Origin of the sequence: Aquibium sp. A9E412, assembly GCF_030398335.1 — a bacterium.
Taxonomy (GTDB): Bacteria; Pseudomonadota; Alphaproteobacteria; order Rhizobiales; family Rhizobiaceae; genus A9E412.
This window is the reverse complement of record NZ_JAOAOP010000003.1, coordinates 1-24,261: the sequence shown is the minus strand read 5'-3', so window position 1 is coordinate 24,261 and position 24,261 is coordinate 1. Positions and strand designations below refer to the sequence as shown.

The 24,261-nt window shown below is 71.3% G+C and carries 18 protein-coding genes; 5 read left to right on the top strand and 13 right to left on the bottom strand.

All coding sequences use genetic code 11. The annotated features are described in order from the left end of the window. Position 1 precedes the first annotated feature (1 nt). Positions 2-1,222, bottom strand: a complete 1,221-nt coding sequence (locus N1F89_RS02315; protein WP_290081101.1) for a lytic murein transglycosylase — start codon at positions 1,220-1,222, stop codon at positions 2-4. Positions 1,223-1,423: 201 nt separating this feature from the next. Here N1F89_RS02315 and galU point away from each other — a divergent pair, with 201 nt between their 5' ends. Both galU and N1F89_RS02305 read left to right on the top strand, forming a co-directional pair. Continuing rightward, positions 1,424-2,305 carry a UTP--glucose-1-phosphate uridylyltransferase GalU gene (gene galU / locus N1F89_RS02310; RefSeq protein ID WP_290081099.1) on the top strand — a complete coding sequence of 294 codons (882 nt, stop codon included), beginning with the start codon at positions 1,424-1,426 and terminating at the stop codon, positions 2,303-2,305. A gap of 234 nt (positions 2,306-2,539) precedes the next feature. Further along, positions 2,540-3,022, top strand: coding sequence for a hypothetical protein (locus N1F89_RS02305; protein ID WP_290081097.1), 483 nt, complete (start codon positions 2,540-2,542; stop codon positions 3,020-3,022). A 359-nt stretch (positions 3,023-3,381) separates the two neighbouring features. On the opposite strand, the gene N1F89_RS02300 is transcribed toward N1F89_RS02305, so the two are convergent. The 9 genes from N1F89_RS02300 to N1F89_RS02260 all read right to left on the bottom strand — a co-directional run bounded on the left by N1F89_RS02300 (position 3,382) and on the right by N1F89_RS02260 (position 14,961). Beyond that, complete coding sequence (locus N1F89_RS02300) at positions 3,382-5,127, bottom strand: outer membrane beta-barrel protein (protein WP_290081095.1); 1,746 nt, start codon at positions 5,125-5,127, stop codon at positions 3,382-3,384. Between the two features lie 204 nt (positions 5,128-5,331). After that, positions 5,332-5,793, bottom strand: a complete 462-nt coding sequence (locus N1F89_RS02295; RefSeq protein ID WP_290081093.1) for an NfeD family protein — start codon at positions 5,791-5,793, stop codon at positions 5,332-5,334. Between the two features lie 16 nt (positions 5,794-5,809). Beyond that, a complete protein-coding gene (locus tag N1F89_RS02290) occupies positions 5,810-6,766 on the bottom strand; it encodes an SPFH domain-containing protein (protein WP_290081091.1) in 957 nt (318 codons plus the stop codon). A 128-nt stretch (positions 6,767-6,894) separates the two neighbouring features. After that, positions 6,895-7,911: an alpha/beta fold hydrolase gene (locus tag N1F89_RS02285; protein WP_290081089.1), complete on the bottom strand. Its 1,017-nt coding sequence runs from the start codon at positions 7,909-7,911 to the stop codon at positions 6,895-6,897. A gap of 8 nt (positions 7,912-7,919) precedes the next feature. After that, positions 7,920-8,984, bottom strand: coding sequence for a ferrochelatase (hemH, locus tag N1F89_RS02280; RefSeq protein ID WP_290081087.1), 1,065 nt, complete (start codon positions 8,982-8,984; stop codon positions 7,920-7,922). 149 nt (positions 8,985-9,133) lie between these two features. Further along, entirely contained in the window at positions 9,134-11,554 is a 2,421-nt protein-coding gene (locus N1F89_RS02275; protein ID WP_290081086.1) for a 5'-nucleotidase C-terminal domain-containing protein, read from the bottom strand. A 159-nt stretch (positions 11,555-11,713) separates the two neighbouring features. Further along, positions 11,714-12,967 (bottom strand): AMP-binding protein, encoded by a 1,254-nt coding sequence (locus N1F89_RS02270; RefSeq protein WP_290081085.1) that lies wholly within the window; start codon positions 12,965-12,967, stop codon positions 11,714-11,716. 75 nt (positions 12,968-13,042) lie between these two features. Next, entirely contained in the window at positions 13,043-13,405 is a 363-nt protein-coding gene (locus tag N1F89_RS02265) for a hypothetical protein (RefSeq protein WP_354670302.1), read from the bottom strand. A 110-nt stretch (positions 13,406-13,515) separates the two neighbouring features. After that, on the bottom strand, positions 13,516-14,961 hold the full coding sequence (locus N1F89_RS02260; protein ID WP_290081081.1) for a homospermidine synthase: 1,446 nt from the start codon (positions 14,959-14,961) through the stop codon (positions 13,516-13,518). 176 nt (positions 14,962-15,137) lie between these two features. On the opposite strand from N1F89_RS02260, the gene ilvD reads away from it, so the two are divergent. After that, positions 15,138-16,973, top strand: a complete 1,836-nt coding sequence (ilvD, locus tag N1F89_RS02255; RefSeq protein WP_290081079.1) for a dihydroxy-acid dehydratase — start codon at positions 15,138-15,140, stop codon at positions 16,971-16,973. A 27-nt stretch (positions 16,974-17,000) separates the two neighbouring features. On the opposite strand, the gene N1F89_RS02250 is transcribed toward ilvD, so the two are convergent. The 3 genes from N1F89_RS02250 to N1F89_RS02240 form a co-directional block, all read right to left on the bottom strand. After that, positions 17,001-17,936 (bottom strand): DUF3445 domain-containing protein, encoded by a 936-nt coding sequence (locus tag N1F89_RS02250; protein ID WP_290081077.1) that lies wholly within the window; start codon positions 17,934-17,936, stop codon positions 17,001-17,003. Then, a complete protein-coding gene (locus N1F89_RS02245; RefSeq protein ID WP_290081074.1) occupies positions 17,899-19,242 on the bottom strand; it encodes a c-type cytochrome in 1,344 nt (447 codons plus the stop codon). The genes N1F89_RS02250 and N1F89_RS02245 overlap by 38 nt, the downstream gene beginning before the upstream one ends. A gap of 370 nt (positions 19,243-19,612) precedes the next feature. Beyond that, the gene (locus N1F89_RS02240; protein WP_290081072.1) at positions 19,613-21,487 is read right to left on the bottom strand and encodes a M3 family oligoendopeptidase; all 1,875 of its coding nucleotides are present in this window, start codon (positions 21,485-21,487) and stop codon (positions 19,613-19,615) included. 148 nt (positions 21,488-21,635) lie between these two features. Here N1F89_RS02240 and N1F89_RS02235 point away from each other — a divergent pair, with 148 nt between their 5' ends. After that, positions 21,636-23,171, top strand: coding sequence for a sigma-54 dependent transcriptional regulator (locus N1F89_RS02235; protein ID WP_290081070.1), 1,536 nt, complete (start codon positions 21,636-21,638; stop codon positions 23,169-23,171). A gap of 242 nt (positions 23,172-23,413) precedes the next feature. Further along, the coding region (locus N1F89_RS02230; protein WP_290081068.1) for a DUF882 domain-containing protein at positions 23,414-24,261 on the top strand (848 nt) is incomplete at its 3' end.

Here is a 24,261-nt window from a genome sequence, read left to right as displayed (position 1 = left end):
TCTAGAAGCGCCGCAGCTGGCGCAGAACCTCCTTGCTCGGATGGCCGTCCTGGGCAAGGCCGACGCGCTGCTGGAACGCCTTGATGGCGCCGCGCGAGCCCTGGCCGATCTTGCCGTCGATCTTGCCGTCGTAATAGCCGAGCGCCAGCAGCCGGCGCTGCAGTTCCTGGGTCTCGGCGAAGGTCAGCCGCTCGAACGGCCGGTTCCAGTCGCGCACCAGGCCGCCATGGCCGGCAATCTGGTCTGCCAGCAGGCCGACGGCAAGGGCGTAGGTGTCGGCGTTGTTGTAGCGCTTGAGCACGAAGAAGTTCTTGGTGACCAGGAAGGCCGGCCCGGCGCGGCCGTCCGGCACCTTCAGCTCGGCGCTGTCGCCGGGGCGCGGAAAGCCGCGGCCGTTGACGCGCACGACGCCGATCTGCGCCCAGCGCGACAGCGACATCGTGCCGGCGGGGAACTTGCGGCCGCCCGGCAGCACCACCTCGTAGCCCCAGGTCTCGCCGCTGCGCCAGCCGTTGCGGCGCAAGAGGTTGGCCGCCGTCGCCAGCGCGTCGGGCACCGAGCTCCAGATGTCGCGGCGGCCGTCGCCGTCGAAATCGACCGCATAGGCCTCGTAGCTCGTCGGGATGAACTGGGTGTGCCCCATCGCGCCGGCCCACGAGCCGGTCAGGTGGTGCACGCCGATCTCGCCGCGCTCGAGGATCTTGAGGGCCGAGAGAAGCTGCTGACGGGCGAACTTGGCGCGCCGCCGGTCGGCATAGGCGAGCGTGGCGAGCGAGCGCACGACGCTGCGCATGATCTTGTCGTTCTCGAGCGCGGCGCCGTAGTTGGTCTCCATCGACCAGATGGCCAGAAGCACGCTGCGGTCGACGCCGTACTGCCGCTCGATGCGGTCGAGCCAGGGCTTCCACTGGCGGGCGAGCTGGCGGCCGGTGGCGACCGCCTCCTCGTGCACGCGGTTGTCGAAATACTGCCAGACGGGCGCCTTGAACTCGGGCTGGTAGCGCGCCTTCTCCAGGACCTCTGGGTCGGGCGCCGTCACGCCGGCGAAGGCGCGATCGAAGGTGCGGCCGGAAACGCCGTTGCGGGCGGCGATCGAGCGGAACTCCGAGACCCAGCGCTGGAAGCTGGCGTCGGCGAGCGCGGCGCCGGACGGAACGGCCGCCGCCAGGGCCAGCGCCAGCAACGCCATCGCGCAGCGCCGGAGGGTAGTGCGTGCGAGCATTGCCTTCTCCTTGCGGTTTGCCGCCGCGGCGGCACGAGCGCCGAGCATTGCGCAAGACCGGTTAGGAATCCGTTTACCATGGCCCGCCCGCCCGGCGCGACGGCGCCCTGTGCGGACCGGCCGGCAGCTTGCCGCGGCGAGGGAACGAAAATATGGCAGCGCGCCTTGTGTGGCGGCCTGTCATCCGCATAGTGAGACACCATGAAAAGAATCCGCAAAGCCGTCTTTCCCGTCGCCGGCCTCGGCACCCGTTTTCTCCCCGCCACCAAGGCCATTCCCAAGGAAATGCTCACCGTCGTCGACCGGCCGGTGATCCAGTACGTGGTCGACGAGGCGCGCGAGGCGGGCATCGAGCACCTGATCTTCGTCACCGGGCGCAGCAAGACGGTGATCGAGGACCACTTCGACATCCAGTTCGAGCTCTACGAGACGCTGGCGCAGCGCGGCAAGACCGAGCAGCTCGAGCGGCTGAAGGCGATGCAGCCCGAGCCCGGCCAGGTCAGCTACACCCGCCAGCAGGTGCCGCTCGGCCTCGGTCACGCCGTGTGGTGCGCGCGCGAGCTGGTCGGCGGCGAGCCCTTCGCGCTGCTGCTGCCCGACATGATCATGCAGGCCGAGCCCGGCTGCATGAAGCAGATGGTCGACCTCTACGACAAGGCCGGCGGCAACGTCGTGGCGGTCGAGGAGTGCGATCCGGACGAGACGCACAAATACGGCGTGGTGGGCATCGGCGAGCCGGTGCACGACGGCTTTGCCATCACCGGCATGGTGGAGAAGCCGAAGCCGGCCGACGCGCCCTCCAACCTCTATCTCAACGGCCGCTACATCCTGCAGCCGGAGATCTTCGACATCCTGGCCAGCCAGGAGCGCGGCGCCGGCAACGAGATCCAGCTCACCGACGCGATGCTCAAGCTGATCGGCCGGCAGCCCTTCCACGGCCTGCACTTCCGCGGCCGCACGCATGACTGCGGCACGCCGGAGGGCTTCGTCGAGGCCAATCTCGCCTTCGCGGCCGACAACCCGGCGCTGCGGGCCAACCTGATGCGCACGATCAGGGCGCTGGCCGACGCGGACCGCAACTAGGGCGTGTACCTTAGATGGGCGAGTGCCGATGTCCGCTTTCGGCAGAACCCCTGGCACCAATCAATCGACCGCGTCGGTGAGCGATGCGGACATTTCGGACAATGAGGTATCGGCAGCAGACTGCATTCCGATGTGGTCTACTATGTAATCTTTAGCGACTATGGCATGGTATCTTGGAGGCCGAATGACTGTCTATGGCCGTGATGGTAAAACGCCAGCCTTGGAGATATAGCCGTGTCTGCGCTCGACCGCTTAATTCCAAAAATCCTGCTCGCATTATCGGCTTTCCTGCTTATTTGGGGAATTCTGGGGCTTTTTGAATATCTGTTCCCTGCTCTGAGTCTCGGTTTGCAAAACAGCAGCTTTCCCGCTGGTTTACAGTTTGCCCATTTCTTTGCAATCATGCTCACAGGGGCGTTTTTTGTTTTTGGCTATATCAAGAAGTGGCCGCATACGCCCTACGTAACAATCACCATGTATGCCGTCCTTGCGACACTCTGCTTTGTTGAGGTGATAGATTTTGGGGCATTTGGAGGCGGAACAAAGGGCGTTCTGACAATGCTCTTGGAGTATTCCGTATATGTCGGACTTTCGATTTATATGTTTCGATCCCCGGCGATGCGCTATCACTTTGGGAATGCTTCGTATACGAGCGAAAATAGGCCGTTGTGGACGTCTAGGATGGGTGCCAAGCGGCCGGGCAACCCTGTGGGCTAGATCACGATTTTGGGTGGCAAAGCCGATATTGAAGTTTGACATGCCGGCGTGATTCAAGCTCCTGACAGAAGCCTTGAACATGAGACACGCGCTCTCCGACGCCGAATGACGGCTGATCAGCCCGATCCTTCCTTGCAAGCCGCGAGGGGGATCAGCCCTGTCGTCGCATTGCGACGCGTTGTGGGATACAGCCGCCAATTTTCCGGGCCGTTGTCAAACTTGCGGCCATTCGGCTCTGGCCGTGCGTTTATGGGCCCACGGCCGAGAACCGTTTGGCCCTTCGGCGGGGCGCGGTCCGGCTTGAACCCGTTGCCGCGACGCGTGTCCGCACGGGGCGCCGGCGCGCTGCGCAGGCGCGTTCAGCGCTGCAGCCGCAGGCCGAGGAAGACCGTGGTCAGGTCGTAGTCGCGGCCGACGAGCGTGCTCGTCTGGCGCTCGTGGCGCAGGCGGCCGGTCACGCCGGCGTGGCGGTTCAGCCACCATGTCAGCTCCGCCTGGCCGAACCAGGTGAGGTCGCTGCCGCCGTCGGTGTAGTCGCGCCACGACAGGCCGGTCTGGGCGACGGCATCGAGATTGGCGCGCAGGGCGCGCTCCACTGTCAGCGTGCCCGAATAGCGGACCGAGCCGGCGTCGCCGGGATCGGTGGTGCCCTCGATCTCGGTGGCGCCGTCGAGGCCGACGGTGGTGCCGCGCTGCGGCGACCAGTCGAGGCTCGCGGCGAGCGCGAGGCCGCCGATGGTGCCGAGCCGCGCGTCGTCGTAGCGCTCGCCGACCCAGCCGGCCGACACCTCGCCGGTGAGCTTCTCCTGAAGATCGAGCGCCACGCCGGCGCGCGCGGCGTAGCGCGTCGCCGAGCGGGCGTAGCCGGCCGAATCGCGCGCCTCGTCGTAGAGGCGGCGGCCGAGCTCGAGCTCGACGAAGGGGGCGAGCGCCGGCGAGACGGCATAGCCGCCGCGCAGCGTCAGCGCGGCGAGCGTGGCGTTGCGGTCGGTCTGCGACAATTCGGTGCCGTCGTCGAGCCGGGCGCGGCCGTACTGGTCGCGCGACAGCGAGCCGGTGACGGCCAGGTCGAGCCGGCCGAGATTGCGGGCCACGCCGAGGCTGGCGTCGAAGCTCTGGCGGATCGGCCGCCGGTCGACGCCGGCGATGACGACGGGCGAGGAGGCCGATTCGGGCCGGCGCTCGTAGGCGAGCGCGGCGAAGGCGGACAGCCGTTCGGCCAGGTCGAGATCGAGGCGCGCGTCGAGGCCGCCGATCAGCTCGCGCTCGGCCTCGCCGGAGACCGGCTGGCGGTAGGTGCCGTAGGCGGCGACGGACGCGCTGTGGCGCGACCAGTCCGACAGCGCGTTGAGCCGCAGCGTCGTCTCCGACAAGACGGCCGAGGGGCCGCCTTCGCTGTAGTCGGGATTGGAGTTCCAGGTCAGGCCCTGCTCGAACGTCGCGGTGACGTCGAACGTGCCGAGCCGCAGGCCGACGGGCGCATAGGGATCGGATTCGTCGGCCAGGCTGCCGCGGCCGATCGCGGCGACGGGCTCGTTGGTCGGCCCCGTCGGCAGGAACGTCTCCTCGTCGAGCCGCCCGGCCGGCGCGAAGCGGTCGCGCGCGTCCGCTTCCTCCTGCCGTGCGGCATCGCCCGCTTCGGCCGCGTCGTCTTCGGGCCCGGCGGGCTCGCGTGCTGCCGCCGCCGCGGCCTCGCGCGCCCGGGCAGCGGCGGTCGTGCGGCGGCCTTCGGAGGGATCGATGTCGCGGAACAGGCCGTCGTCGGCGTCGCTGCCGGCGCGCACGACCGCGCCGGCGTCGTCGCGTTCGGCCTCGGTCTCGGCCTCCTCCTCGGTGAGGGCGCCGGGGCTGACCGGACGATAGCGCGGCGCCGGCGCCGGCAGCGGCGCGTCGGCTTCGCGGCGGCCCTGGGTGCCGGGCAGCAGCACCGCATTGATCTCCGATTCCAGGATCGGCCCGCGCAGGGTCTGCTCCTGGGCGCGCGCCGGCGCGGCGGCGGCAAGCAGCAGGGCGGCGCCGATGAGCGCCGACGACGCGGCCGCGGCGCGCGTGCGGCCGCCGCCGGGCGGCGTCGAACGGTGCGGTGTCGCGCGGATGGCTGCCATCGTCGTCCCGGCCGGTTGAAAGCGCGGCCGTCGCGAGGACGGCCTTACCGAACCGTAAACGGCGATGGTTAACGGGTGGTTAGAGCGTTTTGGCGCGACGCGGGACCCGGCTCGCCGGCGCCGAACGCGTGGCGACGACGCGCTGGAGCCGATCCGCGATCCCGCGAGGAGCGGGACGGCTTGCGAGCGCGTCGGGTGGCGCGGTCACGCCTTCTCGACGGTGAGCCGCGCGCCGCTCGCCGCCGCGACGCGCACGCGGGTGCCGGCCGGCAGGTCGGGGCCGCTCACCCGCCATGTCGTGTCGCCGAGGCGGATGCGGCCGTAGCCGTCGGTGATCGGCTCGTCCAGCGTCGCGGTGCGGCCGACGAGCTGCTCGGCGCGGCGGTTGAGCAGCGGCTGGTCGGTCTCCTCCTGCGCGGCGCGGCGCATGATGAGCCGGCCGACCAGCGCGGAGGCGAGCGCCAGCGCCAGGAAGGTGAGCACCTGCGCCTGCCAGCCCCAGAAGTCGAAGCCCCAGAGCTGCAGCGACAGCGCCCCGGTGAGAATGGCGGCGATGCCGATCCACAAGAGGAAGATGCCCGGCACCAGGATCTCCAGCGCGAGCAGCGCGAAGCCGAGCACCATCCAGTTCCACGGTCCGAGCTCGGTGAAGATGCGCTCCAGCATGGCGGTCGCTCCCGGCTCAGCCGCCGGCCGGGCCGGTCTGCGGCGGCCGCGCCGGCGACGTGGGCCGCGCCGGCGCGCGCGTCTCGCCCTCGCCGAACACCTCGCGGGCGATGGCGCCGATGCCGCCGAGCGAGCCGATCAGCGACGACGCCTCGAACGGCATCAGCACCACCTTGTTGTTGGTCGCCGAGCCGATCGCGGCCAGCGCCTCGGTGTATTTCTGCGCCACGAAGTAGTTGATCGCCTGCATGTCGCCGCGCGCGATCGCCTCCGACACCGCCTGCGTGGCGCGCGCCTCGGCCTCGGCCAGCCGCTCGCGCGCCTCGGCGTCGCGGAAGGCGGCCTCCTTGCGGCCCTCGGCCTCCAGCACCTGCGCCTGCTTGAGGCCCTCGGCCTCGAGGATCTGGGCGCGCTTGTTGCGCTCGGCCATCATCTGGCGGGCCATCGAATCCACCAGGTTGGCCGGCGGGTTGATGTCCTTGATCTCGACGCGGGTCATCTTGATGCCCCACGGGCTGGCCGCCTCGTCGACGATGCGCAGCAGCCGCTCGTTGATGACGTCGCGGTTGGACAGCAGCTCGTCGAGGTCCATCGAGCCCATCACCGAGCGGATGTTGGTCATCGTCAGGTTGAGGATGGCGTTCTCCAGCCCGGAGACCTGATAGGCGGCCTGCGGCGCCTCGAGCACCTGGTAGAAGGCGACGCCGTCGACCGCCACCGTGGCGTTGTCGCGGGTGATGACCTCCTGGGTCGGCACGTCGAGCACCTGCTCCATCATGTTCATGCGCGCGCCGACGCGGTCGATGAACGGCACGATCATGTTGAGGCCGGGCGACAGCGTGCGGGTGTAGCGGCCGAAGCGTTCCACCGTATAGTTGAAACCCTGCGGCACGGTCTTGATGCCGGCGAACAGGATGAGCAGGACGAGGACGACCAGAACGGGAATGAGGATGTCGAGACCGGTCAGGGACATGGCGTGTTCTCCAGCGGCCGGCCGCCCGCGCCCGGCATCCTGCCCGGCTCGGCGGGCCCGCGACCCGAAGAAGAGTTAAGCCGGAATCGGTGCCCGCACAATCGCGCGGCTGTGGATAGCCTGTGGCCTCATCGCTCGCCGGCCGGCAGGGCGGCGAGCCAGCCGGCCAGCGCGTCGATGGCGGCGGGATCGCCGACCAGGCCGAGATGGCCGACGCCCGGCAGCAGCCGGTAGGTGCCGGCGTCGGTGTGCGGCGCGATGGTCTGCTCGTAGCGCGCGGCGAAGAAGGCCTCGTCGTCGGTCCCGGCCAGAAGCAGGAAGGGGCGGTCGAGCGCCGCCAGGTCGGACGCGTAGTCGGCGCGCGGCGCGAAAGACACGTTGAGCCGGTGGCTGTAGGCGGTGGTCGCGGTGTCGCCGAGCGGGCCGTCGAGCACGGCGCGCGGCATGGCGAAGCCGATCACCGGCAGGTGGTTGAGCGCGGTGATGCCGACGGCGTTGAGCATCGACAGGCCGACGATGCGGCGCACCGCGGGGCGCGCCCAGCCGCCGGAGTTCGGCCGCGTGGTCGGCGCGTCGTGCCTGAGAAACGGCGCCATCAGCACGAAGGCGTCGGCCGCCCCGCCTTCGGCGCCGCCGGCGAAGCGCACGACGAGGCCGCCGCCCGACGAGTGGCCGCCGAGCACCACCGGGCCGGCGCCGCGTTCGCGCAGCATCGCGATCAGGTCCGCCAGGTCCTCCTCGAGCTGGCCGATATGGTCGACGTCGCCGCGCCGCGCCGGCGTGGCGCCGTGGCCGCGCAGGTCGGGCACCACCACGTCGGCGAGGCCGCGTCCGGCGATCGCCTGCGCCATCGTGTGGAACTGCATGCCGTGCCAGCCGGAGCCGTGCACGAGAACGAGCGCGCGGCCGCCGGCCGCGCCGGTGGACGGGTAGCGCCGGTAGGGCAGGGCCGTGCCGTCGCGCGCGGCGTAGGTGAGGCGGGGCGGCAGCCCGTCGAGATCGGCGGCCAGCGCCGCGGCGAAGTCGAGCCCGCCCTCCGCCGGGCCGGCCGCGCGCGGCGGCGCGGAGGAGGCGACGAGCGCCAGCGCCACCGCGAGGTAGCCGGCCACGGCCAGGCCGGCGCCGGCGACAAGCCTGGTCAGCACCGCCGCGCTCAGAGCCAACCGGACAGCTCGCGGCGCACCAGCGTCTCGATCACCGCCATGCCTTCGGGGCTGTCGTTGAGGCAGGGGATGTGGCTGAAGTTCCGGCCGCCCGCCTCGTGGAAGATCTCGCCCGCCTCGCCGGCGATCTCCTCCAGCGTCTCCAGACAGTCGGACACGAAGCCCGGGTTGAACACGGCGATCGAGCGCACGCCGTCGCGGGCGAGCTGCTCCACCGTCTTGTCGGTGTAGGGCTGCAGCCATTCCTCCGGCCCGAAGCGCGACTGGAAGCAGGTCATCAGCCTGCCCTCGTCCCAGCCGAGCCGCTCGCGCAGCAGACGCGAGGTCTTCATGCAGTGGCAGTGATAGGGATCGCCGCGCCGGAAATAGCTCTGCGGGATGCCGTGATAGGAGGCGATCACCACCTCCGGCTCGTGGTCGAGGCCGGCGAGATGGCTTTCGATCGAGCGCGCCAGCGCCTCGATGTAGACCGGCTCGTCGTGATAGGAGGGCACGGTGCGCACGGCCGGCATGTAGCGCCGCTTCATCAGCGCCTCGAAGAACTTGTCGTTCACCGTCGCCGTCGTCGTCGCCGAATATTGCGGGTAGAGCGGGAACATGACGATGCGCTCGCAGCCGGCCGCGATCATCCGGTCGGCCACGCTCGCGATCGACGGGTTGCCGTAGCGCATGGCCCAGTCGACGACCAGCCGGTCCTCGTTGCCCAGTGCGGCGGCCAGCTTGTCGGCCTGGGCGCGGGTGAAGGTGCGCAGCGGCGACTCGTCGCGCTCGGTGTTCCAGATCGAGGCGTAGGCGGCGCCCGACTTCTGCGGCCGCGTGTTGAGCACGATGCCGTAGAGGATCGGGTACCACAGCGCGCGCGGCCACTCGATCACCCGGCGGTCGGAGAGAAACTCCTTGAGGTAGCGCCGCATCGGCGCGAAGTCGGTGCCGTCGGGCGTGCCGAGATTGACCAGCAGAACGCCGACCTTGCCGATGCGCACGGCCGGATGGCCGCCCGGCAGCGGGCCGATCGCCTTGGCCGCGTCGGCCTTGATGGGGGTGGAAAGGGTCATGCGGGAACTCCTGCGCGCACCGCGAAACTAGCGAAGGTCCCGGCGATTTCAATGCAACGGGTGGCCGCAGGTGCGGCGGCGCGCCGCGCGCGGGCAGGCGAAGGCCCGTCCGGCCGCTTGCCGGACGGGCCGTGTCGGACGGACCGCGCTCAGTTGGCGGGAATCACCAGCTCCGCGCCGACGCGCAGCGCGTTCGGCGGCATGTCCGGGTTGGCCTCGGCGATGTCGCGCCAGCGGCCCGGGTCGTCATAGTAGGTGCGGGCCAGGTTCCAGTAGTTGTCGCCGGCCACGACGACATGCCGCTTCTCGCCCGCCATCGCCTCGCCCTCCATGGCGCCGGCGTCCATGCTCTCGCCTTGCGCGGCGTCGTCGGCGGCCGGCTGCTCGTCCTGCATGGCCTCGTCCGCCATCGCGTCCTCGGCCATCGGCTCCTCGGCAGCGGCATCCTCGGCCATGGTCGCGCCGTCGGCGGGTTCGTCGGCGGTCGGCTCCTCGGCGATGGATTCGCCATCGGCCATGGCCTCGTCCATGGCGTCGTCGGCCATCGGCTCGCCGGCGGCCGCGTCCTCGGCCATGGTCGCGCCGTCGGCGGGTTCGTCGGCGGTCGGCTCCTCGGCGATGGATTCGCCGTCGGCCATGGCCTCGTCCATGGCGTCGTCGGCCATCGGCTCGCCGGCGGCCGCGTCCTCGGCCATCGGCTCCTCGGCAGCGGCATCCTCGGCCATGGTCGCGCCGTCGGCAGGCTCGTCGGCGGTCGGCTCCTCGGCGATCGACTCGCCGTCGGCCATCGCCTCGTCCATCGCGACGCCGTCCTCGGCCGCGGCATCCTCGGCTGGGGCGGGCGGCGGCTCGCTCGCCAGCGTCTTCGACATCTCGGGCAGCTCCGGCGTGGCCGGCTCGGCGGCCGCGTCGTCGGCCGGCATCGCCGCCTCGCCGTCGGCGGCCGGCGCCGCGTCCGTCGCCGCGACCTCGGTGATGCGGCCGTCGGTCGCGGGCGTGTAGGGGCGGTTGTCGGCGAGATAGTCGGCCACCACCTGCTCGAGGCCGGGGCCGTAGTCATAGGCGTTCTCGGCGTTCGAGGCGAACAGGCCGTAGCCGTCGCCGCCGCCGCGCATGAAGTTGTTCGACACCACGCCGTAGGTCGCCTCGGGATCGAGCGGCACCCAGGCGCCGTCCTCACGCACCTCGACGGCGGTGATGCGGTTCTCGTTCGGCGTGCCGGCGGGGTCGAAGCTGTAGCGCAGGCCGGCGACCTGCGGGAAGCGGCCGGCGCCGTCCTCGATGGCGCTGACGCCGTTCTCCAGCGACTGCCTGATGTCGCGGCCCTTGAGCTGGAAGGCGGCGAGCGTGTTCTGGAACGGCAGCACCGCCAGCACCTCGCCCATGGTGATCTCGCCGGCGTCGATCGAGGCGCGCAGGCCGCCGCCGTTCTGGATGGCGATGTCGATGCCCTGGTCGCGGACGCGCTCGAGCATCGCCTCGGCGACGAGGTTGCCCATCGCGCACTCGCCGGCGCGGCAGCTCTCGCGGCTGCCGTCGATCGCCGCGGTCGTCTCGGAAACGGGTTTCGACTTCAGCTCCTCGATCGGCGCGCCGAGCTCGGCGATGCGCGCGGCGACCTGCGGGTCGGGCTCGACCGAGGCGTCGAGCAGCAGCGGCTCGCCGCTCGCCTCGACGACGCGGCCGGCGTCGTCGAACACCACGTTGAGCTTGCCGAGATACTTGGAGTAGGAGCCCGCCTGCACGACCGGCACCTGGTAGCCCTCGGGGTTGTCGACCATGGTCGGGTAGGGACCGGCCGCGCCCTCGACGGTGTTCGACAGCAGCGTGTGGGAGTGGCCGCCGACCACCACGTCGACGCCGGGAATGCGGGCGATCGCCGCCAGGTCGCGCGGATAGCCGACATGGGTGAGCGCGATCACCTTGTCGACGCCTTCGGCGGTCGCGGCCTCGACCGCCCGGGTCGTCTCCTCGACATCGTCGGTGATGTCGACATTGTCGCCCGGCGACGACAGCTCGGCGGTGTCGTTGGCCACCGCGCCGACGATGGCGATCCGCTCGCCGCCGACCTCCATCACGACATAGGCCTTGACCCGGTCGCCGAGGCTGGAGTCCGGCTTGGCCGCCACGTTGGCGCTGAGCACGGGGAACTCGGCCGCGTCGAGGAAGGTCGCCAATCCGTCCTCGCCGTCGTCGAACTCGTGGTTGCCGACGGCCATGGCGTCGGTGCCCATCAGGTTGAGGAACTCGGCCTCCACCGCGCCCTTGTAGGTGGTGTAGAACAGCGAGCCCTGGAAATTGTCGCCGGCGTTGAGGAAAAGCAGATTGTCGCCGTCCATCGCCTGGCGCTGCTCGCGCACGGCGGTGACCAGGCGGGCCGCGCCGCCGAAGCAGGCGCCCTCGGCCTCGTCCTCGGCCGAGCAGGTGGAATCGTACTTGTTGATCGACTCGATGCGGCTGTGCCAGTCGTTGATGTGCAGGATGTTGAGCGCGTACTCGGCCAGCGCGGTGGTCGCCGTCAGCGCCAGGGCGGAGGCGGACAGCGCGAGGATGGCGGCGGGTCTCTTCATCTGTGTTCTCCCGAGAGGTCTCGACGGGGTGCTTCGTGTCCCGCAGGGTCTAGCGCCCTTCTGTGTCGGCCGTGTTGCGACGGTCTGGCAGGCATGTTTCCACCCGCAACGGGCGGATGCAAGCGGAGAATGGCGGGGCCGGCGGGCCGGACGGACCGCTCAGCGCTGGTAGTCGCGCTCGTCGGCGATCACCTTGCCGTCGTTCGGCAGCGTGCCGGCCTCGGCCACCGCGACGCGGCCGCCGAGCTTGGTCACGTCGCGCAGCGTCGCCTCGATGGCGGCGGTGTCGGGGGCCTCGCCGGCGACCGGCTCGACGGTCAGCGTCATGAGATCGCGCTCGCCCTCGCGCGTCACCACCAGGCGGGCGCGCGCGATGCCGGCATGGCGCGCCACCACCTCGGCCACCTGGCGCGGGTCGACGAACATGCCGCGCACCTTGGTGCGCTGGTCGGCGCGGCCCATCCAGCCCTTGATGCGGGTGTTGGTGCGGCCGCAGGGCGACGGGCCGGCGAGCACGGCCGACAGGTCGCCGGTGCCCAGCCGCACCATCGGGTAGGCGGGGTTGAGGCTGGTGACCACCACCTCGCCGACCTCGCCCGCCGGCACCGCATCGTCGGTGCCCGGACGCACGATCTCCAGGATCATCGCCTCGTTGAGCACCATGCCGGCGACCGGCGCGCCGTCCGGCGCCGTCGTCTCGTAGGCGACGACGCCGAGCTCGGCCGTGGCGTAGCACTGCAGGACGGCGATGCCCGCCTGCGCATAGGCGGTCCGCAGCGAGGGAAACAGCGCGCCGCCGGAGACCAGCCCGCGCGAGAAGCAGTCGAGCGGCCGGCCGCGCTCGGCGGCGCGGTCGAGCATCACCTTGAGGAAGTCGGGCGTGCCGCAGAAGACGTCGGGCCGCAGCGCCAGCGCGGCGTCGACCTGCAGGTCGGTGTTGCCGACGCCGGCGGGAAACACCGTGCAGCCGAGCGCCCGCGCGCCCTCGTCGAGGAAGAAGCCGCCCGGCGTCATGTGGTAGGCGAAGGCGTTGTGCACGCGCTGGCCGGCGCGCACGCCCGCGGCATGCAGCGCGCGGGCGGCCTGCCAGGGGTCGGCGCCCGGTCCCTGCGGCTCGAAGATCGGCCCCGGCGACATGAAGACCCGGCTGCCCGCCAGCGCGTCGAGGTCGACGAAGCCGCCGAAGGGCGGGCGCTCGGCCTGCAGCTCCATCAGCGTCTGCTTGCGCAGCACCGGCAGGCGGGCGAGCGCGGCGCGGCTGTCGACGGCCGACAGATCGTGCCCGGACAGCCACGCGGCGAGCCCCGGCGCCTTGGCCGTCGCTTCGGCCAGAAACGCCGGCAGGCGCGCGAACAGCGCCCGCTCGCGCGCCTCCGGATCCTGTCGCTCGGCCTCGTCGAAATGCGCCGCCATCTCAGCTCCCCCCTTTGTTCTTGCCGTGGTTATCGCAAGAGCCGGGCAGGGGGCGCAAGGGCGGCGCGCCGGCGGTCAGACCGCCGCGCGGCGCGTCAGGACGAACTGCTGGCCTTCGGAATTGGTGCAGTTGAGCTGCGTCGGGGCGACGAGCGCGCAGTTGACGCTGAGCTGCGTCTGGCGGATCAGCGAGGTCATCGAGATCTCGACCGTGCGGCGGTCGCGGTAGCGGTACGACCCCTCGGCCAGCCGGTTGCCGGTGTCGAGCGCGACGGTCTCGAAGCCGCCGCCGCTGAAGCGCGACACGGCGACGCCCTGCGCGTCGACCCACTCGCCCTCGACGCCGCCCTGCGGTGCGACGGCCCGCGGGCCGGACGGGCCGTCCATCTGGCAGCCGGCCAGGGCGACCAGGGTCGCAACGCCTGCCAGCGACAGCATTCTGCGCGCTCTTGTCATCGCGGATACCTCTCCTCGTAGCGGTTTCTGTGATCGCCCGAATCCCCGGCGAAAGCAAGCCGCGGGCGGCCGCCCGCGGCTCCGCTCAACGTTCAGCGCACCAGAATGTTGCGGAACTGCCAGGGGTCCTTGCGGTCGATGTCCTCGGGAAACAGGCCGGGCCGCCCGTCGAGCGGCGTCCAGTCGGTGTAGTGGCCGGTGACCGGGCCGAGATAGGGCCGCTGCACCTGGAGGCAGCGGCGATAGTCCATCTCGTCGGTCTCCACGATGCCGGCCTCCGGGTTCTCCAGCGCCCACACCATGCCGGCGACGACGGCCGAGGAGACCTGCAGGCCGGTGGCGTTCTGATAGGGGGCGAGCCGCCGCGTCTCCTCCAGCGAGAGCTGCGAGCCGTACCAGTAGGCGTTCTTCGCGTGGCCGTAGAGCAGCACGCCGAGCTCGTCGCTGCCGTCGACCAGCTCGGTCTCGTCGAGCACGTGCTGGACGGGCTGCGGCCGGCCGGCCGCGCCGAACATCTCGTGCAGCGACAGCACCGCGTCGTTGCACGGATGGTAGGCGTAGTGGCAGGTCGGCCGATAGCTGACCTTGTCCTTCTTGTCGCGCAGGGTGAAGTAGTCGGCGATCGAGATCGCCTCGTTGTGGGTGACGAGAAAGCCGTACTGGGCGCCCGGCGTCGGGCACCAGCTCCTGACCCGGGTGTTGGCGCCCGGCTGCTCGAGATAGATCGCCGCCTTGCAGCCCTTGCGGTGCTTGCGCGCGTTCTTCGGCTTCCAGCGCTCGTGCGTGCCCCAGCCGAGCTCGGAGGGCTGCAGCCCCTCGGAGATGAAGCCCTCGACCGACCAGGTGTTCCAGAACACGTCGAGCGGCTTGGGCTGGCGCGTGCGCTGGGTGTCGCGCTCGGCGATGTGGATGCCCTTGACGCCGACCTTCTTCATCAGCTTCGCCCAGCCGGTGCGGTCGTCCTGGTCGGGCTCGCGGTAGTCGAGGCCGATGTCGTCGGCCAGGTTGACCAGCGCCTGCTTGACGAACCACGACACCATGCCCGGATTGGCGCCGCAGCACGACACGGCGGTGGTGCCGCCGGGGTTCTTCGCCTTTTCCCGGCGCACCGTCTCGCGCAGCGCATAGTTGGTGCGCGCGGCGTTGTCGGCCTTGGCGTCGAAGTAGAAGCCGAGCCAGGGCTCGACCACGGTGTCGATGTACAGGACGCCGAGCCGGCGGCACAGCGTCATCAGGTCGAGCGAGGAGGTGTCGACCGACAGGTTGACGCAGAAGCCGCGGCCTTCGCCGGCGGTGAGGAACGGCGTCAGCAGCGCCTCGTAGTTGTCGCGCGTCACCGCCGCCTGGACGTAGCGGATGCCGCGCTCGTCGAGCAGCCGGCGGTCGGCGTCGCTCGGGTCGATCACCACCATGCACTCGCGGTCGAAGCGGAAGTGACGCTCGATGAGCGGCAGCGTGCCGCGGCCGATCGAGCCGAAGCCGATCATGACCACCGGTCCGGTGATCTCGCCGTGCACCGGCCAGGTGTCGTTTGCCATCGCCTTTCGCGCTCCCTGTCTCGACGTGGTCCCCGGCTAAACCACATCGCCCCGTCACAATAAACCCTGCCGCTGTCGCAAGGGCGCCGGGCCGGCTGGCGCTTCACCTGGCGCCGGCCATGCGCTAGAGCTAACCCTCCCGCCCGTATCGCCCACCCCAGCACAGGACGACCGCCTTGCCGCACTACCGTTCCCGCACCACCACCCATGGCCGCAACATGGCCGGCGCGCGCGGCCTGTGGCGCGCCACCGGCATGAAGGACGACGATTTCGGCAAGCCGATCATCGCCGTCGTCAACTCCTTCACCCAGTTCGTGCCCGGGCACGTGCACCTGAAGGATCTCGGCCAGCTCGTGGCGCGCGAGATCGAGAGCGCCGGCGGCGTCGCCAAGGAGTTCAACACCATCGCCGTCGACGACGGCATCGCGATGGGCCATGACGGCATGCTCTACTCGCTGCCGAGCCGCGAGATCATCGCCGATTCCGTCGAGTACATGGTCAACGCGCACTGCGCCGACGCCATGGTGTGCATCTCCAATTGCGACAAGATCACGCCCGGCATGCTGATGGCCGCCATGCGGCTCAACATCCCCTGCGTGTTCGTCTCCGGCGGGCCGATGGAGGCCGGCAAGGTGGTGCTCAAGGGCAAGGAGGTGGCGCTCGACCTGGTCGATGCCATGGTCGCGGCCGCCGACGACAGCGTAACCGAGGAGGAGGTCGCCACCATCGAGCGCTCCGCCTGCCCGACCTGCGGCTCCTGCTCGGGCATGTTCACCGCCAACTCGATGAACTGCCTGACCGAGGCGCTCGGCCTGTCGCTGCCGGGCAACGGCTCGACGCTCGCCACCCATGCCGACCGCCGGCGGCTGTTCGTCGAGGCCGGCCACCTGGTGGTCGACCTGGCGCGGCGCTACTACGAGCAGGACGACGAGACGGCGCTGCCGCGCGTCATCGCCGGCAAGCCCGCCTTCGAGAACGCCATGGCGCTCGACATCGCGATGGGCGGCTCGACCAACACCGTGCTGCACATCCTGGCCGCCGCGCACGAGGGCGAGATCGACTTCACCATGGACGACATCGACGCGCTGTCGCGGCGCGTGCCGGTGCTGTGCAAGGTGGCGCCGGCCAAGGCCGACGTGCACATGGAGGACGTGCACCGGGCCGGCGGCATCATGGCGATCCTCGGCGAGCTCGACCGCGCCGGGCTCATCAACCGCGACCAGCCGACCGTGCACGCCGTCACGCTGGGCGCGGCGATCGCGCGCTGGGACGTGCGGCAGAGCGACGATGCCGGCGTCGCCGACTTCTACCGTGCCGCACCCGGCGGCGTGCCCTCGCAGACCGCCTTCAGCCAGCAGCGGCGCTGGGAGGCGCTCGATCTCGACCGCGAGGCCGGTGCCATCCGCTCGGCCGAGCATCCGTTCTCCAGCGACGGCGGCCTCGCCGTGCTCAAGGGCAACATCGCGCTCGACGGCTGCATCGTGAAGACCGCCGGCGTCGACGAATCGATCCTCACATTCTCCGGCCCGGCGGTGATCTTCGAGAGCCAGGACGCCGCCGTGAAGGGCATTCTCGGCAACCAGGTCAAGGCCGGCGACGTGGTGGTGATCCGCTACGAGGGGCCGAAGGGCGGCCCCGGCATGCAGGAGATGCTCTACCCGACGAGCTATCTGAAGTCGAAGGGCCTCGGCAAGGCGTGCGCGCTGGTCACCGACGGGCGCTTTTCCGGCGGCACGTCGGGCCTGTCGATCGGCCACGTCTCGCCGGAGGCGGCGCAGGGCGGCGCCATCGGCCTGGTGCGCGACGGCGACATGGTCGACATCGACATTCCCAACCGCACCATCGCCGTGCGGCTGAGCGACGCGGAGCTCGCCCGGCGCCGGGCCGCGCAGGACGGGCTGGGCTGGAAGCCGGCCGCAGAACGCAAGCGCAAGGTGACCGGCGCGCTGCGCGCCTATGCGGCGATGACCACCAGCGCGGCGATGGGCGCGGTGCGCGTGGTGCCGGAGTAGGCGGGAAGGCCCGTCCGCGCCGGCCGCTCAGGCCGGCGCCAGCGCGGCGAGCGCGGCGACCAGCCGGTCGCGGCTGCCGCCGATGCCCTTGTAGTCGCGCTGGCCGGCGTCGAGCGCGGCGAGCTGCCTGGCAAGCTCGGCGACGAGCGCCCGGCGTTCCGGCCGCTCGGCCAGCGCGGCGACCGGCTCCACCGTGATGCGGATGGTGAAGACGATGTCGCCGCTCGCCGGGAGCCGGCGCAGCGTCTGGCGCTCGCGGCGCAGGAAGACGTCGGCGGCCGTCACGTCGGCGCCGAAGCGCGGCACGGCGCCGCGCGCGGCCGGCCGGCCGTCGGCGCCGGCGAGCCCGTGATAGAGCGCGTCGTCGCCGACCAGGCTCCAGTTGCCGCGCCAGACCGGCTGGTCGACCTTGAGATTGTCGAAGATGCGGCCGATCATGGCGTCGTTGCGGGTGCCGGCGGCATAGCCCGGCACCGGGCGGTGGATCTCGCCGATCGGCCGGCCGGCCTTGTCGGGCAGGTGCCAGTCGGAGGGAAAGCACACCGCGCCGGCGGCAAGCCGCCAGCCCCCGGCGCCGCGGCGCATCAGCACCAGGTCCTCCTGCACCAGCCGCGCGGCGGCGAGCAGCGGCGGCACCGCCGGATCGGCGAGCGGCACGGGCCGGTCGACCCCGGCGATCGCCATCTCCGTTCCTTGCCGGCGGTAGAGGCCGGGGAAGGTGGCCGCCAGATGCGCCGCCAGAAGGTCGCGCAGCTCGGCCTGCGCCGCCGCGCTGCCCGTCTCGGCGAAGAACACCACGTCGGGCAGGGCGGCGATCAGCCGCTCCTTTTCGGCAAGCTCGGCGGCGAGCCGGTCGTCCGGCTCGATCCAGGTGGCGGGGTCGAGCGGTTTCAGCCCGATGGCGAACGCCCGCGACAGTTCCGGTTCAGCCGTCTCCCGGCCCTGCGTCGTCCTGCTCGGCACGTCCCCCTCCCTCGCGGCCCGGCGCGGCCGCCGCTTCGCCGTCGGCCTTCGCGCCGGGCGGCAGGCTGGCATAGTAGGCCGCGACGGCGGCGATGTCGCGGTCGTTGAGGCCGTGCGCCACGGCGGCCATCGGATTGTAGCTTTTGACGTCGCCGCGCCCGCCGTCGCGGAACACGCGCATCTGGTTCTCGGTATAAGCGGCGTACTGGCCGGCCAGCCGGGGAAACAGGCGGTCGTCGAGGCCGTGGCAACTGGCGCAGGCGGCGACGGCCGCCGCGCCGGCGGCGGCGTCGAGGCCCTCGGTCGCGATGGTGCGGCCGCGCGCCAGCAGATCGGGCGCGGCGTCGACGGCCGATTTCGACGGCCGGGGCTCCATCGCGCCGAAATGCGCGGCCAGCGCCTCGACCTGCGGCCGCGACAGCGACATGGCCACCGGCCACATGATGCCGCTCTGCCGGCGCCCGGTGGCGTAGGCGGCGAGCGCGTTGCGCAGATAGGCCTCGCCCTGCAGGGTCAGGTTGGGAAAGGCGCCGTCCGCGCGCCCCGCACCGTCCGCGCCGTGGCAGTCGGCGCACACCGCCAGCGGCTCGTCGTCCAGCAGCGCCGGCAGGAACCCGGCCACCGGCGGCGCCATCGACTGGTCGCCGATGCGAAGGGCGGTATCCGGCGTGCCGGGCATGCCGTCGGCGGCGTCGGCGAGCGCGTCGCGCGGCCAGCCGAATCCGGCGTCGGAGTCGGCCGGGCCGACCGGCAGCGCCTGTGCGCCGGCGGTCTCGCGCGGCGCGTCGAGCGGGCCACGGGCGAGCCGCCGGTAGGTCGCGAAGTCCATCTCCGGCATGGCGCGCAGAAACGACACGACCGCCCAGACCTCGTCCTCCCGGTCGCTGACCGGCCAGGCGGGCATGGCCGAATAGGACACCCCGTGCAGCACGACGTAGAACAGCTCGGGCGTGCTGTAGCGCTCGGTGACCTGCGCGAGCGACGGCGGCTCGGGGCGCAGCGACAGGGCGACCGGGCCGCGGTCGAGGCCCGGCGCTCCGTGGCACTGGGCGCAGACATTGGCGTAGTGGGCGGCGCCCTTCATCACGTTGGCGGTGGAATCGAGGTCGCGTGGCGGCACGGCGCGGGCGTTCGCGGCGACCGAGCGCTGGAACGTGAAGTGCACGAGCTGGGCGACGCCCGTTCGGTCCGGCGTCGAGGCCCGGAGATCGAGCAGGCCGGACAGGACGACCGCCGCGCCGACCGCGAGCGCGAAGGCGGTGGACACCGCGAGGACGCCGAACCACTGCAGCGGCCGGCGCGGCAAGAAAGCGTCCCTGAGCGTGCGCGACATGAGACGTGCGACCCCGTCGTCCGTTCGGGCGGTGCCGGCCAGCCCCGGTCGGTGCGGCGCGCTGCCGGCCCGCCCGGACCACGATGCCGGAGCGCGCGCGGCGGCGGGCGCCCGACCTCGTGGCCCGTCTCGTTGATTCTTCCGCGTGGCTGCGACGCCGGGCGGATCGCCCGGGTTGCAACATGCCAGGAGGACAACCCGTCCCGGCCGTTATTGTTCCCGCATCGGCGGTGCGCGGCGCGCCCGGAACCGGTCCGCCTTTCGCGCGACCACGTCCCGGCTCCAGGTCGTCGTTCGACGCGCTGCCGACCGCGAACCGGTCTCCGCGTCGCCGGGAGGCGCGCTACTGCCCGCCGTCGAGCGCCTCGAGCTCGTCGATCAGCCCCTCGATGACGGCCAGCCCCCGGGTCCAGAAGGCCGGGTCGGAGGCGTCGAGGCCGAACGGCGCGAGCAGCTCGGAATGGTGCTTGGTGCCGCCGGCGCGCAGCATGGCGAAATACTTCTCCTGAAAGCCCGCCTGATCCTGCTGGTAGACCGCGAACAGCGAGTTCACCAGGCAGTCGCCGAAGGCATAGGCGTAGACGTAGAAGGGCGCGTGGATGAAATGCGGGATGTAGGCCCAGAACACCTCGTAGCCCTCGCGCAGGCGGATCGCCGGGCCGAGGCTGTCGGCCTGCACCTCGAGCCACATCTCGCCGAGCCGGTCGGACGTCAGCTCGCCCTGGCGGCGCTCGATGTGCACCTTGCGCTCGAACTCGTAGAAGGCGATCTGGCGCACCACCGTGTTGATCATGTCCTCGACCTTCTGCGCCAGCATCGCCTTGCGCTCGCGCGGCTCGGTGGTGCGCTCGAGCAGCGAGCGGAAGGTCAGCATCTCGCCGAACACCGAGGCGGTCTCGGCCAGCGTCAGCGGCGTCGCAGCCATCAGCGCGCCCTGCTCGCCGGCCAGCACCTGGTGCACGCCGTGGCCGAGCTCGTGGGCGAGCGTCATCACGTCGCGCGGCTTGCCCATGTAGTTGAGCAGCACATAGGGATGGACGGACGGCACGGTGGGATGGGCGAAGGCGCCCGGCGCCTTGCCCGGCCGCGCCGGCGCGTCGATCCATTGGCGGTCGAAGAAGCGGCGCGCGATGTCGGCCATCTCCGGCGAGAAGCCGCGATAGGCGTCGAGCACGGTGTCGCGCGCCTCGCCCCAGCCGATGGTGGCCTGCGGCGTCTCGGGCAGCGGCGCGTTGCGGTCCCAGTGGTTCATCGTCTCCATGCCGAGCCAGCGCGCCTTCATCGCGTAGTAGCGGTGCGACAGGCGCGGATAGGCCTGGCGCACGGCGTCGGCGAGCGCGGCGACCACCTCGCGCTCGACGCGGTTGGCCAGGTGGCGCGAGTCGGCGATGTCCTCGAAGCCGCGCCAGCGGTCGGAGATCTCCTTGTCCTTGGCGAGCGTGTTGGTGATCAGCGTGAAGACGCGCAGGTTGTCCTTGAAGGTGGCGGCGAGCGCCTCCGAGGCCTTGCGCCGCGCGTCCGGCTGCGGGTCCTGCAGCCGGTTGAGCGTCGGCTCCAGCGTCAGCGCCTCGCCGTCCACCTCGAAGCGCAGCGCCGTCATCGTCTCGTCGAACAGCCTGTTCCAGGCGCCGCGGCCGGTCACCGACTTCTCGTGGAAGAGCTGCTCGACGCGGTCCTCGAGCTGGTGCGGCCGGTCCTTGCGCAGGTCGAGCACCCACGGCCGGTAGTGGCCGAACAGCGGGTCGGCGTCGAACGCCGAGGCGATCAGCGCGTCGTCGATCTTGTTGAGCTCGAGGGTGAAGAACAGCAGCCGCGCGCCGGCGTCGGTCATCTTCTCCTGCACGTCGCCGTAGAGCTTGGCGCGCTTCGGGTCGGAGGTGTCGCCGGCATAGACCAGGCCGGCGAACGACATCAGCCGGCCCATGCGCTCCTCGATCGCCTCGTAGGCGCGCACCGCCTCGCCCAGGCCGCCCGCGTCGCCGGCCGCCGCCGCCTCGGCGAGCTTGCCCTTCCAGCGCGCCTCGAAGGCGGCCGCCTCCTCGGCGGCGCGCGCCAGGTCGGCGGCCAGCTCCGGGCTGTCGATGGCCGGGTAGAGGTCGGCGAGGTTCCACACCGGCAGATCGCCGAGGCCGCCGTCGCGGCCGCCGCGGGCGCGGTCGGTGTCGCGGGCGGGGCCCCCGTTGCGGGCGGTGGAAGGGAGGCCGGAAAATGCGTGCATCAAGGGTCCTCGGGGTTTATGCGACGTCGCCGCGGCGACTACGAAAGGATTCGTTCACCGGCTTTCTTGAACGCCTGTTTAGAAGCCTGTGCCATGTTGATCCAGCCCACCCCGAATTGCGACACTAGCGCGGTTTCTCGAAGATTGCATGTCTGTCTGCGTCCTCATCGTCGATGACGATCCCGTCCAGCGCCGCCTGCTCGAGGCGACGGTCTCGCGCTTCGGCTACCGCGCGGTGACCGCCGAGAGCGGCGAGGCGGCGCTTGCCGCGCTGACGGGACGCCAGGGCGCGGCCGTGCGCGCGATGGTGCTCGACCTGGTGATGCCGGGGCTCGACGGGCTCGGCGTGCTTCAGGCGCTGGCCGGGCGCCCCGAGGCGCCGCCGGTGATCGTGCAGACGGCGCGCGGCAGCGTCGAGACCGCGGTCGAGGCGATGCGCGCCGGCGCCTTCGACTTCGTGGTCAAGCCGACCGCGCCGGAGCGGCTGAAAAGCGCGCTCGACAGCGCGCTGGCGGTCGCCGCCCAGGCGGGCCGAGCGCGCAAGGCGCGGCGCGGCGCGGCGGGCACCACCTCCTTCGCCGACATCGTCACCGGCGCGCCGGCCATGCAGCGCGTGCTCGGCCTCGGCCGGAAGGCGGCGGCGAGCGACATCCCGATCCTGATCGAGGGCGAATCGGGCGTCGGCAAGGAGCTGGTGGCGCGCGCCATCCAGGCGGCGGGGCCGCGGCGCGACCGGCCGTTCGTCACGGTCAATTGCGGCGCGATCCCCGAAAACCTCGTGGAGAGCATCCTGTTCGGCCACGAGAAGGGCGCCTTCACCGGTGCGACCGAGCGCCACACCGGCAAGTTCGTCGAGGCCGACGGCGGCACGCTGTTTCTCGACGAGATCGGCGACCTGCCGGCCGACGTGCAGGTCAAGCTGCTGCGCGCGGTGCAGTCGGGCGAGGTCGACCCGGTCGGCGGCCGCGGCACGGTGCGCGTCGACATCCGGCTGATCTCGGCCACCAACCGCGACCTGCTGCAACGCGTCAGGGACGGCGCCTTCCGCGAGGATCTCTACTACCGGCTCAACGTCTTCCCGATCACCGTGCCGCCGCTGCGCGCGCGGCGCGAGGACATTCCCGCGCTGGTCCAGCATTTCCTCGCGCGGCTCGCCGAGCCCGGCGCGCAGCGGCAGATCGCCGGCATCACCAGCGGCGCGCTGGCGCTGCTGCAGCGCTACGACTGGCCGGGCAACATCCGCCAGCTCGAGAACGCCGTCTTCCGCGCCCTGGTGCTGTGCGAGGGCGACCGGCTGACGGTCGACGACTTCCCGCAGATCAGCGCCCAGCTCGACGGCATCGCGCCGGACGACGGCGCGGCGCGCGGCGAGACCGCAGCCCTCGCCGTGGCGCCCGACGCGGCGCCCGACGGGCACGCGCCGGAGCGGCAGCCGGCCGAGGCGGCCCGCCGGGAGCCGGAGGCGGCCCCCTTCGGCATCCTGCGCGCGCTCGACGAGCGCGGCAATGTGCGGCCGCTCGCCGATCTGGAGTGCGAACTGATCCGGCTGGCCATCGACCACTATGACGGCCAGATGAGCGAGGTGGCGCGGCGGCTCGGCATCGGCCGCTCGACGCTCTACCGCAAGCTCAAGGAAATGGGCATCGAGCCCGGCGCCAACCGCGCCGACCGCATGGCCTCGTGAGGCCGCAGGGCGGCGAAACGGGCGCCGCCGCGCGCTTAACCTGCGGTTAACCGCGCCGGGCGGGGTTGCCAAAGCCGTCACGAAATTGCCATCCTCTTATCGCAATCGCGGAAAGGCCGGGTTAACCATTCCGGGCGATAGTCGGGTGTGAGACAGCACGTCCGATGGCGCAAGTCGGGGACACAATCAGCCTGCAAGGCGAGAGCTTGACTCGAATCGACGCTGCATTTCGTGGACGGCGGATGCCCGCATTCCCATGCTCACGGTGGCTGGCCGGCCTGGTTCTGGCGCTGGCCTTCGCGCTTTCCGCCGTGCCCTCGGCCAGCGCCGAGACGCGCACGCTGAAGCTCTACTTCATCCACACCAAGGAACGCGCCGAGATCACCTACAAGCGCAACGGGCGCTACCTGAAGAGCGGTCTCAACGAGATCAACCGTTTCCTGCGCGACTGGCGGCGCAACGAGCCGACCAAGATGGACACCGAGCTGCTCGACCTTCTGTGGGAGGTCTACCGCGCCTCGGGCTCGCGCGACTACATCCACGTCATCTCCGCCTACCGCTCGCCGCAGACCAACGCCATGCTGCGCAAGCGCTCGGGCGGCGTGGCCAAGAAGAGCCAGCACATGCTGGGCAAGGCGATCGACTTCTACCTGCCGGACGTCAAGCTGTCGAAGCTGCGCGGCGTGGCGCTCAAGGCGCAGTATGGCGGCGTCGGCTACTATCCCAAGTCGGGCTCGCCCTTCATCCATCTCGACGTCGGCAGCGTGCGGCACTGGCCGCGCATGAACCGCAACCAGCTCCAGGCGCTGTTCCCCGACGGCAAGTCGCTGCACGTGCCGTCGGACGGCAAGCCGCTGCCGGGCTATCAGCAGGCGCTCGCCTCCTATGAGCGGCGCAAGGCGCGCGGCACGGTGGTGATCGCCGACGATTCGGGGCGCCGCTCGGGCGGCGGCGGCAACCTGCTCGCCGCGCTGTTCGGCGGCGGTGCCGACGACGAGGAAGACAGCGCCGAGGCCGCCGCGCCGGCGCCGCGCGCCACGGCCCGCGCCGCAGCGCCGGCACCGCAGCGCCAGCCCGAGCCGGTCGACAC